This window comes from Draconibacterium sediminis, assembly GCF_000949475.1.
GTDB classification, from domain to species: Bacteria; Bacteroidota; Bacteroidia; order Bacteroidales; family Prolixibacteraceae; genus Draconibacterium; species Draconibacterium sediminis.
In genome coordinates this window covers 332,821-347,552 of sequence record NZ_JRHC01000006.1, presented here as the reverse complement: position 1 = coordinate 347,552, position 14,732 = coordinate 332,821, and the positions used below count along the sequence as shown (strand labels likewise).

General features: G+C 41.2%; 9 protein-coding genes. 2 read left to right on the top strand and 7 right to left on the bottom strand.

All coding sequences use genetic code 11. The annotated features are described in order from the left end of the window. Window positions 1–36: 36 nt before the first annotated feature. From LH29_RS20410 to LH29_RS20385, 6 genes are all read right to left on the bottom strand, one after another. Window positions 37–897 (bottom strand): sigma-70 family RNA polymerase sigma factor, encoded by an 861-nt coding sequence (locus LH29_RS20410; protein WP_045033140.1) that lies wholly within the window; start codon window positions 895–897, stop codon window positions 37–39. A gap of 112 nt (window positions 898–1,009) precedes the next feature. Beyond that, window positions 1,010–2,449, bottom strand: a complete 1,440-nt coding sequence (locus LH29_RS20405) for a Do family serine endopeptidase (RefSeq protein ID WP_045033139.1) — start codon at window positions 2,447–2,449, stop codon at window positions 1,010–1,012. A 238-nt stretch (window positions 2,450–2,687) separates the two neighbouring features. Beyond that, window positions 2,688–3,269: an LOG family protein gene (locus LH29_RS20400; RefSeq protein ID WP_045033138.1), complete on the bottom strand. Its 582-nt coding sequence runs from the start codon at window positions 3,267–3,269 to the stop codon at window positions 2,688–2,690. Between the two features lie 141 nt (window positions 3,270–3,410). Beyond that, window positions 3,411–5,381, bottom strand: a complete 1,971-nt coding sequence (gyrB, locus tag LH29_RS20395; RefSeq protein ID WP_045033137.1) for a DNA topoisomerase (ATP-hydrolyzing) subunit B — start codon at window positions 5,379–5,381, stop codon at window positions 3,411–3,413. 579 nt (window positions 5,382–5,960) lie between these two features. Beyond that, window positions 5,961–7,751 carry a TonB-dependent receptor gene (locus tag LH29_RS20390; protein WP_157493777.1) on the bottom strand — a complete coding sequence of 597 codons (1,791 nt, stop codon included), beginning with the start codon at window positions 7,749–7,751 and terminating at the stop codon, window positions 5,961–5,963. An 11-nt stretch (window positions 7,752–7,762) separates the two neighbouring features. Continuing rightward, window positions 7,763–10,834, bottom strand: coding sequence for a tetratricopeptide repeat protein (locus LH29_RS20385; protein ID WP_045033135.1), 3,072 nt, complete (start codon window positions 10,832–10,834; stop codon window positions 7,763–7,765). A gap of 206 nt (window positions 10,835–11,040) precedes the next feature. Between LH29_RS20385 and LH29_RS20380 the strand changes: the two genes are divergently transcribed. Then, complete coding sequence (locus LH29_RS20380) at window positions 11,041–11,763, top strand: cell division ATP-binding protein FtsE (RefSeq protein ID WP_045033134.1); 723 nt, start codon at window positions 11,041–11,043, stop codon at window positions 11,761–11,763. 205 nt (window positions 11,764–11,968) lie between these two features. Here the strand turns inward: LH29_RS20380 and LH29_RS20375 are convergent, their stop codons facing one another. Further along, on the bottom strand, window positions 11,969–13,072 hold the full coding sequence (locus tag LH29_RS20375; RefSeq protein WP_045033133.1) for a glycosyltransferase: 1,104 nt from the start codon (window positions 13,070–13,072) through the stop codon (window positions 11,969–11,971). Between the two features lie 362 nt (window positions 13,073–13,434). Between LH29_RS20375 and murB the strand changes: the two genes are divergently transcribed. Continuing rightward, window positions 13,435–14,451, top strand: coding sequence for a UDP-N-acetylmuramate dehydrogenase (gene murB / locus LH29_RS20370; protein ID WP_045033132.1), 1,017 nt, complete (start codon window positions 13,435–13,437; stop codon window positions 14,449–14,451). The last annotated feature ends 281 nt before the right edge of the window (window positions 14,452–14,732 follow it).

The window sequence follows — 14,732 nt, the reverse complement described above, 5'->3', positions numbered from 1 at the left end:
GTTGCCATTTTGTAATGACAACCTTTTCTTTTTCTCCTAGCCCAGATATGATTTTAATAATTTGCTACGCGATGTATGTCTTAATCGTCTGATAGCCTTTTCTTTTATCTGTCTTACCCTTTCGCGGGTTAATCCAAATCGTTCACCGATCTCCTCTAATGTCATTTCCTGGCACCCTATGCCAAAAAACAGTTTAATGATGTCACTTTCTCGCTCAGTCAATGTTGCTAATGCGCGGAAAATTTCTCTAGCCAATGATTCGTTGATAAGGCTTCTGTCTGCATTTGGCGAATCATTGTTCACCAATACATCCAACAGGCTGTTGTCTTCACCATCAACAAATGGTGCATCAACAGAAACATGTCTTCCTGATACTCTTAAAGTATCAGAAACCTTATCAGCAGGAAGCTCCAATGTTTCAGCTAACTCTTCAGGCGACGGTTTACGTTCGTGTTCTTGCTCAAATTTTGAATAAGCCTTATTGATCTTATTCAGCGAACCTACCTGGTTCAGAGGCAAACGAACAATACGCGACTGCTCTGCAAGCGCTTGAAGAATAGATTGGCGAATCCACCATACTGCGTAAGAAATGAACTTAAAACCGCGGGTTTCGTCGAACTTTTCGGCTGCTTTAATCAAACCAAGGTTTCCTTCGTTAATTAAGTCGGGTAAGCTAAGTCCCTGATTTTGGTACTGCTTTGCCACCGATACTACAAATCGAAGGTTTGCTCTTGTTAATTTCTCCAAAGCCGCCTGATCGCCTTTTTTAATCCGCTGTGCTAATTCCACTTCCTCCTCTACAGTAATCAGCTCTTCTTTACCAATTTCCTGCAAATACTTATCTAAAGAGGCACTTTCACGGTTAGTGATCGACTTTGTGATCTTTAGTTGTCTCATATATAATCCTTAAAAAATCGTGCAAATATAGAACATTAATATCTAATGGTCAAGGAGAAAGCTCATCGTATTTTGTAATTAATACAAAGTTAAAGGTTATGTACTTTGAATGTTAACGTTCTACGCCAAAAACATAGTATGCTGATTCCCCATTCGGATAAACACCTTCAACCAGAATTCCTCCTCTCGCATTTCCAACTTCTCTCTTAAAATCTGATACCTCGTAAATAGGTTTTTTGTTTACCGAGGTAATAATAAAACCTTTTTCGAGACCGGCATCCTTTAGTTTTCCTTTGTTTAGGTTGGTTATCATGATGCCGTTATTGATTCCCAAATCCTGTTTAACACTGTTACTCACTGTCTCAAACTCGGCACCCAGTACGGTTATATTGTCGCGTACTATTTCGGTGTCGCCATGTTTGTTACGCAAGGTAACGGTAAATTGTTTCTTTTCATTGTCTCTAATTACAACAATGTCAACATTGTCGCCCGGACGGTACTGACTAACTTTTTCCTGTAGCTCGGCTGCTGTTTTTACTTTATCTCCATCAACGCTGATTATTACATCTTCCTCTTTTATGCCGGCTTCGTTGGCAGCTCCGTTCTCAACGACTCCACCTATATAAACACCTTCCACCTTGTCAAGGTTCAGTTCTTCAGCAATTTCTGCATTTACATCGCCAATATTTACGCCAAGTAAAGCGCGTTGTACCTCTCCAAATTCTTTTAAGTCTTCAACAACTTTTTTTACGATAGTAACCGGTACTGCAAAAGAATATCCTGAATATGATCCGGTACGGGAGGCAATTGCAGTGTTTATTCCAATCAGATTACCTTGTTGGTTAACCAGTGCACCTCCACTGTTTCCAGGGTTTACAGCCGCATCAGTCTGAATAAATGACTCGATTCGGTAGCGGTCCTGGTTAATTCCCAGGTTACGTCCTTGCGAACTGATGATACCTGCTGTAACTGTAGATGTAAGATTAAACGGATTACCAACGGCTAAAACCCATTCGCCAAGTTTCAGATTATCAGAATTGCCATAAGTTAGATAAGGCAAATCTTCAGCGTCAACTTTTAAAAGGGCAATATCGGTCGAAGGATCGGTTCCTACCAACCGGGCTTCAAACTCGCGTTTATCGTTTAGTATTACTTTAATGTTTTGTGCATCTTCAATTACGTGGTTATTGGTAATAATGTATCCGTCTTCCGACATAATAACACCGGATCCAAAACCCTGTCTCACCTGTGGTTGTTGTCTTTGCAGGCCAAAAAACTCATCAAGAAACGGGTTGCCGCTCGACCATTGCCCGGTACGAACTGATTGTGTGGCAATATGTACAACCGCATGAATCGATTTTTCGGCGGCAAAAGTTAAATCGGGTAACTGTTGTTCACTGTCGGCGGGGTAATTAACAAATCGTGCTGCTTGCTCTTCTTTCACTGTTACCACCTGTGGCTTGTCGAAAAAAGTGCTGTAAGCCCAAACTCCTACAAATGCACCTGCTATAACAAGTAAAAATGTCAGCGAAATTCTTCCTACTCTTTTCATAACTTAAAAATTTTTAAACGTTCTTGTTTTCTTAGGCAACTAAGAACGCAAATTTACTGCCACTGTTTTGCTCGTTGGCCAGTGAATGCCGCTATTTTGCATAATTTAACACGTAATTGCCTGATGTGTTAAAAAGTGAAAATAAAAACGGTATCAACTGAAAGTATGTCAGTATGGTTTGACAGAACGCGCATATAATACGACAATTTATCGTATTAATAATTACAAAAACAATCAATTATTTTTCGGGCACCTTAAACCATTTCGAATCGAGTTCTACTTCCTCGTAATTTTCGATGTATTTCATTGCTTCTTCCGGCGTTTCTGCCACAAAATATAATTGTCGGTAAATATCCTTTGCAAATAGTTCGACATACGAAAGCTCAAATTGTTTAAAAAGGTAGTCGAAAAAATTATTTGTGTTCACAAAAACAATTGGTTTATGGTGGTAGGAGAGTTGACGAAGTGTAATAACCTCCAGTATTTCTTCGAGTGTACCAAAACCACCGGGCAATGCAATAAAAGCATCCGACATGTCGCGCATTTGTGCTTTCCGTTCCATCATATCGGTGGTAATTATTACTTCGTGCGAGTTGTTGGAGGCCAGCGACCTGCCAATCATTCGTTCGGGAATAATACCCACCGTTTTTGCACCTGCTTTGCTGGCGGCAATGGTAGCTGCTTCCATCAGTCCAACATTGGCGCCACCATTAATAAGATTGTGCCCTCCTTTACCAATTAACTCGCCTAAGTTTTGTGCGGCCTCGAAATATTTATCGTTTATGGCATTGCTTGATGAGCAGAAAACACAGATATTCATTTAAATAAAGATATGAGTAGTGAGTAATTAGTAATGAGAAGAGAAAACCGGGCATTACCCGGTTTTCTATATATCGTGAATGAAATTTTAGTGTGTAAGTAGCTGTGTTTAACTACACATTACTAAAATCTCAAATCTAATTTACGCATCAATATTTGCGTAGGTAGCGTGGTCTTCGATAAACTTACGACGCGGCGGTACATCGTCGCCCATAAGCATGGAGAAAATGTGGTCAGCTTCAGCAGCATTTTCAATGGTTACCTGTTGCAATGTACGTTGCTCAGGGTTCATGGTAGTTGACCAAAGTTGCTCGGCATTCATCTCTCCCAAACCTTTGTAACGCTGCGTGTGAACAGCACTTTCGTTACCGTCGGCCCATTCTTCAATGAGTTGCAGACGTTGTTTCTCTGACCATGCATATGCTTCTCTCTTTCCTTTTTTTATAAGGAAAAGTGGTGGAGCTGCAATATAAAGGTGACCTCTTTTAATCAGATCGTTCATATAGCGGAAAAAGAAGGTCATAATAAGCGTTGCAATGTGACTACCGTCAACGTCGGCATCGGTCATGATCACAATCTTGTGATACCTTAATTTTTCCATATTGAGTGCTTTTGAATCTTCATCAGTACCAATGGTTACACCCAATGCTGTAAATATATTTTTAATCTCTTCGTTTTCGAAGATTTTATGTTGCATGGCTTTTTCCACGTTCAGGATTTTACCACGCAGTGGCAGAATTGCTTGAGTTCTGCGGTCGCGGCCTTGTTTTGCCGTACCACCTGCCGAGTCTCCCTCGACAAGGAATACTTCGCATTTTGAAGGGTCTTTTTCCGAGCAGTCGCTCAGTTTTCCCGGTAAACCACCACCCGAAAGTGCGTTTTTACGTTGCACCATTTCGCGGGCTTTACGCGCCGCGTGACGCGCCTGAGCTGCCAAAATTACCTTTTGTACAATCTGCTTGGCTGCCTTTGGATTTTCCTCGAGGTAGTTTTGTAAGGCTTCACTGGTCGCCTGGTCAACTGATAAACTCACTTCAGAGTTACCTAATTTGGTTTTCGTCTGACCTTCAAACTGTGGTTCCTGAACCTTAACCGAAATAATACCGGTCAATCCTTCACGGAAATCGTCTCCACTGATGTCAAATTTCAGTTTTTGGAGCATTCCGCTTTGGTCAGCATAGTTTTTCAAGGTTCTGGTTAAACCTCTGCGGAAACCGGTTAAATGCGTTCCTCCTTCAATGGTGTTAATGTTATTCACGTAAGAGTGAATATTCTCAGAGAAAGAAGTGTTGTATTGCAAAGCGATTTCAACTGGAATACCATTTTTCTCGGTGGTTATGTGAACCACATCGTCAATTAGTTTTTCACGAGTACCATCAAGGTATTCAACAAACTCTTTTAATCCTTCTTCCGAAAAATAGTCTTCCGATTTAAATGAGCCATCTTCTTCCGTCACACGCTCATCGATAATTCTTAATTTGATTCCTGCATTAAGGAAAGCCAGCTCGCGTAAACGGGCCGCCAGAATTTCATATTTATATACGGTGGAAAGGAAGATACTGGCATCAGGCTGGAATGTAACCTGAGTACCTGTTTTGTCGGTTGTACCAATAACCTGAACATCGCCCTGTGGTTTCCCAATAGCGTATTCCTGTACATAAATTTTTCCGTCGCGGTGCACTTCTGCTTTCAGGTAGGTAGAAAGTGCGTTCACACACGATACACCTACACCATGCAAACCACCCGAAACTTTGTACGAATCTTTATCGAATTTTCCACCGGCGTGAAGTACTGTCATTACCACTTCCAGCGCCGATTTATTTTCTTTTGAGTGTTTTTCGGTGGGAATACCGCGTCCATCATCTTTTACAGTGATGGAATTATTTTCATGAATAATAACTTCAATGTTGTTACAGTAACCGGCCAATGCTTCATCGATCGAGTTATCAACCACTTCGTATACCAAATGGTGTAACCCTTTTTCGTTGGTGTCGCCAATGTACATCGACGGCCTTTTTCTTACTGCTTCCAAACCTTCAAGCACCTGGATACTATCTGCTCCGTAGTTTCCGTTGCCATTGCTTTGGACTTCATTTTTTTCAATTTCGCTCATCTCTGTTTGTTAAAATTAAATCCTCTAAAATAAAATAGTTTCCCCCGCAAAAAATTCCTTAAAACTTTTCGAAGAAAACTAGTTGATTTTTAAGCTCTTATCTTGTTCTAAAAATGATCTGATAATCACGCCACAAATATATAAAAAATAGGCAGAAATGTGCTGTTTTTAATGTGTTAAAAGACCTTATTTTTCAACAAAATATTAACCTCAAAATGAGGGTGAAGCAGCCGGTTTTTATTTCGGAGAAAATTGGACTGAAAAAACGGCAAAAAATGGCATAGATTTTTACGAAAAACAGCTCGATTTGGAATTATTTAAGAGGATTAAATAGGTTCGTTTGGAGTGTATAGAAATGTCAGAAACAGGCTCCCATTTTAAGGGGAGCTCCCGATAGGGTGAGGGGTAGAAAATAACAAAATGCCCCACGGACTTTACCCTTTTGTCTGTCGACATTTTCCCTCAAAAGGGAAAAATGCTTTAGGTCAGGTAGGATTTAAATTTGTGAGTTTTGTTGGTCTGTCACGAAAAAAGGGAAGCTTTTGCCTCCCTTTTACCGAATTGAGTTGTTAGTATTGTTTAGAACGAATAGCTTATGCCGGCCAGCATATTAAAGCTTTGTACCGGGTATCCGAACCAGCGTTGATATTTTTGAAAACCAAAGTTGTTGAGTTGGGCAAATACTGAAAATTGGTTGGTGATCTGGTAGTTGCCTTTTACGTTAAGGTCGAATGCAGTCTCAAGATTACTGGATTTGTATATTGCACTTGGCAGAATAATGTTTGTTGGATATGCAAGCGGTAGATCAGGTTGTTCCACGATCAAAGCTTTTCTTTCGCCCATTAAAAAGATATCGGCCGACAAACTGAGTTGTTCGCTTACTTTGTACCCAATATTCAAATTAGCATCCCATTTCGGAAGGTTCCAGGCTTCTTCCTGCTCGTCGAGTTTATAGGTGTAATAATTTACCGATGCGGTTAAATCAACCTTGTCTGATGAAGCGTGAAATACTTCTGCATTTAACTTTAGGCGGTCGATATTGTCGTATAAAAACTTAAAAGTATTGTCAACAATCGATGGGGCAGGATTGTATGCCGGATCGAGATATAATGCTTCGCTCAGGTAGTAAAACGGTTGGTTGTCGATTATAGCATATTCTGCCGAAATTTTAAAGTTGGTCTTTTTCGAGAACTTACCATCGAAACCACCGTAAAAACGAAACTTTTGGAACGAATTCATTACATCGTGCTCCGGATCGACAAATGGATTTTCGTAGGCTATTTTTGAATAGTAATTGCTAACGTAATCGCCATCAATTCCGGCATACAGATTTATCAGCTCCGGAACCGGTGCCCAGTTGGCGCGGATATTAGGCGAAATTTTAGCTTCGGTATCTTCGTCGGAAACCATAATAAACCAGGTGTTTACTCCCAGTGTAATATTTGCTGTTTCGTCGCCTACAAACCAGGCCGGTTTGGCGTGAATAATAATTTGCGAACGGTTGCCGGTTGTTGAGTCGGCCTGCAGATAAATATCCCTGGCCTGTGTGTATAAAACGCCACCTTCAAGCAGTCCAACGCCGGTAACCATTGGTTGCTGCACATCCAATACAAAATTGGCGTAATGTTCGCGCTGATCGGTTTTTGTTCCAAAATAGTGGTAGGTAAAATCAAAACCAATAGTTGCATCATCGTATTCGGCAGTCGGGTTTTTAAGCCCGATGTTAATGCCGCCTTTTGCAAACGACTGTTTGGTATCGAAATAATTTATAGTCTGAGCGTCTTCGAGCAAAGGATCAGTAACGGCAGTTAACGGGTAACCATAGTAATTAAATGCATCGTGTTTGAAATCCAGGTTCACCGAAAGGACGTTGTCTTGAACCAGGTGTTTTACAAACAGATCAACTTCGTTTTTCATAAACGGTGCATCCACTTTATTGCCGCCTTCCAGTTCAATATCGTCAAACGACGAAAGGTGCATGGCATGAATTCCAAACAACGAATTTCTTGAATTCTGATTATTAAAGAAAACCTCGCCATACGGGCGGAAAGTTGTTCCCAATCCGGCGCGTACCAAACCATAACCGTTGTCTTGATCTTTTGATGTTTCAACAATGGCTGCTTTTAACGGATTCACCGAAAAGGTGCTAAAAACAGGTTGACTGTTGATGTTGTAATTGAATGTCGGTTTTTGGTGTTCCGTTTCATCAATTGTTGGCATGCTGTTTAGTTTGTTGGCATCAGAAAGTGTGGGTTTGTATGCTTTTGTAACCTCAACCTCCTTCGTAAGCGTGGTGTCTTGTTGCGCCTGCGCAAAAACGGCAGTACCAAGTAATATCAGTGTGAAAATATATCGAGCTGTATTGAACATTTTGTGCATTTTTAGTTTTGTTTAATTTCCATTTGGAACGAGCTGTCTACCGCATTTTGCTGCTGTTGCGCTTCTTTTGCCAGAATAACATCAAGACGTTGCTGCGCTTCGGCTTTTATTCCGTCGTTGTCGTCGTTATAGTTTTCAGCAAGGCTTTTCAACGTATGTTTTGCCTGAAACTGATCGCCGCCATCTTCGTAAATGCTGGCCAGCAATAAAAAGGCTTTACCCAGCCAGTAAGTGTATGGCGTTCCTTTGTCAATGAAGTCAACAATTTCTTCCTCGGCTTTTGCCCTGTTATTGTCGCGGTAATAAATTTCTGCCAGCAGGTATTTAGCTTCAGCACCTTGCTCCAGCTTAGTATCTTTGGCCACATCGCGCAGCGGGCTAATTGCCGAACTTAAATTACCCAGTTCGTAGTTCGATTTTCCAATGGCATAATCCGTTTCCTTTTTCAGCGCTTCGTTTGCTACATCCGATTTATTTACTTTTTCGGCTGCTACAATTACCGCCTGATAATTTTGATTGATCAACTGGCAGCGCATTTGGCCGGTGTTGGCACGAAGCGAATTCCATTTTCCGGTTGATTTTTCTTCCAGTCGGTTAAACAGATCGAGCGCAGTATCGTAGTCGCCGGCATTATATGTCAGCTCCGATGCACGTGCAAGTGCCTGTTCGGTAAAAATATTATCGGGTTGGTTGGCTACAAACGAGTAGTGCGAATTGGCTTCCCCGTAGCTGCCTTCTTTGTATTTTATTTCAGCCAGATAGAAATGTGCATTGGCAGCGTAAGCTCCGTTCGGAAATTGATTCAGGTATTGTTGAAGTTGGATATCAGCATCATCATTTCCGGCCATATAAACACGTTCTGCAGCCGAGTATGTTAACTGATCCTGTTCCGATGCGCTAACACTAACATCACCGCCCAAACGTTTTACGTAGGCGAAATAGGCATCCACATCATTCAGTTCCACGTAGCAGTTTTTTATGCCTTGCAGTGCAGAATTGGCCTCGGGTGTTCCTTTGTAATTTTCGGCCACTTCTTTATACTGGCTCAGGGCTTTGTTGAAGTCGCCATTGTTGTAATTTACCAATCCCAGTTGCAGCAACGAATTGCGGTAGTAGTTGCTGTTCGGATGGTTCTCTACAATCTCCTGATACTGGCGAACGGCCTCGAAATTATTGCCCAGTCGTTCGTTCGCGCGCCCCAGCTCGTATAATGCGTCATCGTAGTAATCCGATTCCGGAAATTCGCGTAACAACAGGTTCAGATTGTTGATCTTGTCTTGTTGTTTACGTTGTAGCCCCTGGCAAAATGCAATTTGTAACAGGGCGTAGTCGGCTTCCAGCATTTTTATGTTGTAGGCACGTTCGTAATTGTCGATGGCCTGCGCATAATTTGTATTCAGGAAATAATAATCGCCAATACGGTTGTACGCGTCGGCAATTTTTGGTGTTCGTTTGCCCTGCATCTTCTGCACATACTGGAGAAAATGTTGTTGTGCCGCTTCTTTATTATCGGTTTTCAGGTAAGCATAGCCCATGTTATAGTCGGCATTTAAAACCTCTGCGTCGTTTGCCGAAGAAGAACTTCGTGCGAACTGGTTGTAAGAAGCGATGGAATTATTGTAATCGCCCACACGGTATAAGGCTTCCGATTTCCAGAAAAGCGCTCTCGCTTTTATTTCCTTACTGTAGTTTCCGTTGGCCAATGACAGGTCGAAATTCTCGATCGCCTCGTTATACATCAGGTTATTGAAAAGCTCCAACCCGCGGTAAAATGTTACGCGCTGGTAGGCTTCTAAAATGTGGGGTGTTTTGTTTTGTATTTTCTCTATCGACTCAATAGCGTCTTTATAGTTTTTGGTCACCATGTACACTTCGCCCAGAATTTCGTATGCTTCTGCGTTTTTTGGCGAGTTTGGATATTCTGCAATGTAGCGGTCGAAAGCTTTTATGGTTTCGTTAAACGGAGAGTACGAAAGCTCGTAGGTTAATTTGGCGTAACTGAACAAAGCGTCTTCTTTAATATCCGGGTTGAAGTCGAATTCCGAAGCTGCATTATAGGCCGTTTTTGCCTTTTCTTTTTCATCGAGTTTGATAAAACAATCGGCCAGATGATAGTAGGCGTTTTGTGTCATTTCATCTTCGCCGGTAGCCGCTTTTTGCAACAATTCGGCTGCCTCCTCAAATTTATTTGTGTGGTAGTAACAAAATCCAAGGATGTAATTTTCTTCCCGTGTTTTTGTTCCCGAAGTTTTAAAATATCTCTCGAGGTAAGGAATGGCGTTTTCGTATTGGCCTAAATGAAAATACGAATCGCCAACAATTTTTGCCAACTCGGTTTGGTGCTCTTCCTGTACATCATCGATAATCGTTGTGGTGTAGTTCACCACCTCGTTGTATTTCTTTTGTTTGTAGTAGATATGGCTGACATACAACGGAATTACCGGCGAATAAGACGGGTCGTTGTTTAATGCCCTAAAAGCTTCAATCGCCGCATCGTAATCCTCTCTTAAGTACAAAATGTGCGCACAGTAGTAGGTGGCAGGTTTGCTGTACAAATTATTGGTGTTCCGGATGGCCATAAATTCGCGGTAGGCCACATCGGTGTTTCCTTCTTCGAGGTTGGCAAATCCATTCTGGTATTGCAATTCAATGCGTTCATTGTCCGAAAGGTCGCTGCGGTCTACTTTTGAAAAAGTGCGAATGGCCAGCGAATATTGCCGTTTTTCAAACTGGTTTTTACCGAGGTTAAATTGTGCACTGTTCATGTATGGACTATCAGGATAGGTTTCTACAAACGTGCGGATCAGCTTGTCGCCCGAGCGGTAACCGGCGTGAAGCGCCGAAACAGCTTTGAAATATTCGGCTTCGGAATACAACTCCGATTTGGGCTCAACACGTTTCTGAATTTTCTCAAATTGCCGGTAAGTTGAAATGTATTTTCCTTTGTTGTAGAGTTCTTTTGCGATGTCGATATCCTTTCTTACATCATCAAAATAAGCCGTTTCCTGCGCTCCGACTTGCTGAAAAGAACCAATAATGATAAAAAGAGATAACAAAATTTGTATTGTTCTCATGCTTTATTCGCTTTGTTTGAAATGAATAAATTGTTTAAAACCATTAGCTGGCTTACTTTTTAAAATTGACCAACTAAAATAGTTATTCCCTGTATGCTAAACTGTCGTTAATGCTTGTAATTCTTAACAAAAAACTGTTTATTTCTTTCCTTTATTATATATGTGGGTAAGAAATTTCGAACTATTTTAGTTGTAACATATTTTTTATGGACAAAAAAACAGTCATAAAGTTGCTGGATGCCAGTATTTACCAGTACGATAACCTGGTGCTTTCGGGGGTTGATGTAGAGGTGAAGGAAGGTGAGTTTATCTATGTGGTTGGTAAGGTTGGAACCGGAAAAACCAGCCTGATAAAAACGCTAAACGCTGAATTGCCTTTGGAATTTGGCTCGGGGACTGTATTGGATTTTGACCTGGTAGGACTGAAAAAACGCAATATTCCTCATTTAAGAAGAAGGTTGGGGGTTGTATTTCAGGATTTTCGTTTGCTTACCGACCGGAATGTGTATGCTAACCTGGCTTTTGTGTTAAAGGCCACCGGATGGAAAAATAAGCTGGAAATCGAAAACCGCGTTGACGAAGTGTTGGAGCGTGTTGGAATGTTGCATAAAAAGGAAAAAATGCCGCATCAGCTAAGTGGGGGCGAGCAGCAGCGTGTTGTTATCGCACGCGCCATTTTGAATTATGCTGATATTATTTTGGCTGATGAGCCCACCGGTAACCTCGATCCCGAAACTTCGGAAGATATTCTGGATTTGTTTATCCAGTTAAACAACGATGGAAAGACCATATTGATGGCTACGCACGATTATGCTGCAATCGCTAAAAAACCTGCGCGAACGCTGGTTTGTGTTAATGGAAAATTAAACGATTCGGCAAAGAATACCGACGAATTGGAGTTTGAAAATCTGTTGGAGAAAAATGTTTAGTTTGATTAAAAACTTTGTTTTCTTGCTTTAGGAATGTAATCCTGTACTTCATGATAAAAGTGAATAATCGTATTAAGCGATCGAATCTTGCGGTATAGAATATTCAAATTTTTTATTGACCCCTAAATCCTTTAAAGGGGACTTGCCCAGCTCCCCTTTAGGGGCCGGGGGTAAAACAATGAACATGTGTAGTCGTATGAAATGCCTAAAGAAATTCAGAAAAAATACCTTTCAAAACTTTCTCTTCATTTTCCCAGGTAAGATCTTTTGATGCCTGAACAAAGTTGGTTTTCCAGTTTTTTCGTTTGTCCGAATTATTCAAAGCTTCAAGTATCTCATTTGCCAGATCTTTTGGTTCGTGCGACTTACTGATAGCTCCAATATCATACTTTTCAACAATTGCTTTCATTTCCGGCAAGTCGCTAATCAACACCGGAACTCCGGCCCTGATGTAATCGAACAATTTATTGGGCAGGGCGAAACGGTAATTCAGACCCAGGTCTTCTTCTATCGATAATCCCAGATCGGCACCTGGTGTTAGTTTTGTCAGTTCTTCAATGGAAAGACGACCCGTAAAACGAACTTTATGTTCAAGTTGTTCGGTGCGAACCAATTCTTCCAGCTGTCCTTTAATATCGCCATCGCCGGCAATTACAAGTTGAGCTCCATCGATAAAATGCATGGCTTTAATAGCTTGTTCCAGCCCGCGGCCAATATTTAGAGCTCCCTGGTAAAGAATGATTTTTTGCTGATTTTCTTTTTCGTTAAGCTGAATCGTATTTTTTGAAGTAGGAATATTTCTGACTACCTGAAATGGTACGCCATATTTTTCATGGTACACAGCAGCAATGGAATCGCAAACGGTATAGCAGTGTTTTAAATTCGGCAGCATTTTACTTTCCAGCCACTCCCAAATCCGTTTTACCCGCGGGCGACCAATTAATTCAGGAACCTCGGTAAAGTATTCGTGGCTATCGTAAACCAGGTTTGATCGTTTAATTTTTGAAGCCAGATAGTTCGCTGTCAGCGTATCCAGATCGTTAGCAAGTAAAACATCGGCTTTCCGGAAAAGTAAAAACAGCAACAAGCGGAAATTGTATTCGGCATAAAAACAAGCGCCTTTGGTAAAACACAAGTGCATTCGGTGAGTCCGGTAGCTTCGAGTGAGCGGCTGACTGTTTTTTAATTTCCGGCCAACCAGCAAAACACTGAATCCCATTTCTTCTAATGAAGTACAAACTTTGTGCACCCGGTTATCGGCAACCAGGTCGTTTGTAACCGAAACAATTATTTGCTTTTTGTGCTTCAAATGAATGAAATGATTTTGTTGTAAAGATAGAAAAACTAGGAAGCAGGAGGCGCGAAGTTGGAAGATTCTTGTTGTGCCTCAATTCCCTTTCAAAATGTTTTACCACAGAGTTGCCCAGAGAAGACTCAGAGGTTCACAGAGAATGGTAGGACTGATGTTAAGTGGTTTAATAGGCAGTTGGCAAAATGCAATTGGCAAAAGCGGGTATAAGTTGGAGGCGTTCGTTGCATACAATTTTACAATTTATCAGTTTAGCAATTTTGTAATTTAAGCATTCTCGCATTAAAGCATTGCAGGCAAATTAATCCTTAATCCTTCCTCATTAATCAACGGAGCTTTTATCTTTGCGCAAAATTTATTCTATGATCCGCTTTTCAGAAAATCATTCGCTAAAGGCACACAATACATTTGGCATCGAAGCCAAAGCAAAATATTATTTCGAATTTACCGAACTGGAAGACCTGCAGGTTTTTCTGAATTCCAATAAAAGCTGGAAAGAAGAGAAGTTGATCGTTTTAGGTGAGGGCAGCAATATTTTGTTTATGAATGATTTCGACGGCCTGGTAATTCATCCGAATGTGCCCGGAATGAATTCGGTTTGGGAAGACCGTAATCATGTATGGTTTGAAGTGGGGGCTGGCGAAGTTTGGGACGAATTTGTAGAATTTGTTGTTAATCAGGGATTGGGTGGTGCAGAAAACCTATCGCTGATACCCGGAAAAGTGGGTGCTGCACCGGTACAAAATATTGGTGCTTATGGTCAGGAAGTTTGCCGTTTGATTGAAAAAGTAAAAGGTTTCGACCTGGAAAAAGGCTGTGCAGTGGAGTTTTCAGCCACCGAGTGTGGGTTTGCCTACCGCAACAGTGTTTTTAAGAATTACCTGAAAAACCGTTTTATCATCACTTCGGTAATTATGCGAATGGATAAGTTCCCCGAATTTAATCTGGGCTATGGTCAGCTGGAAGAAAGGGTAAAAGAAAAAGGAGATGTAAATCTTCACAATATACGCGAGGCGGTTATTGAAATCCGCTCTTCAAAATTACCCGATGTAAAAGAGTTGGGCAATGCCGGTAGTTTCTTTAAAAACCCCGTGGTTGATATGGCTTTAGCTGAGCAAATCAAATCGAAATACCCCGAGGTCCCATTTTACCCGGGAGGAGAAGGCAAGATTAAACTGGCTGCCGGCTGGCTCATTGAACAGGCTGGTTGGAAAGGGAAACGTATTGGCGATGCCGGTGTTCATGAACAACAGGCTCTGGTTTTGGTGAATTATGGCAATGCCACCGGAAAAGAGATTTATGCACTTTCTGAAGCGGTTTGCAATTCGGTAGAAGAGAAGTTTGGTGTTACGCTGGAACGTGAGGTGAATTGCATTTAAGAAGTGCTTGACCGTATTTCTTTCAGTTTTTATTGCTCGCAGATTTCGCAGAATTGCGCAGATGGAAAACAGAAGTATTTTAGAAAATCTGTGAAAACTAGCGTAATCTGCGTGAAACTTCATGTTGTGAGGTAGTTAATTTCATTCACAAGATATCACAGAAAACTTACGGCATAAAAAAATCCCGGCGTCCAGTCCGGGATTTTTATTTTTTGTTTGATGTTGTGTCCTAATTTCTTAGGTGGATTTGTAGCTACAAAAGTAGCTGTCATTTAAAAAAT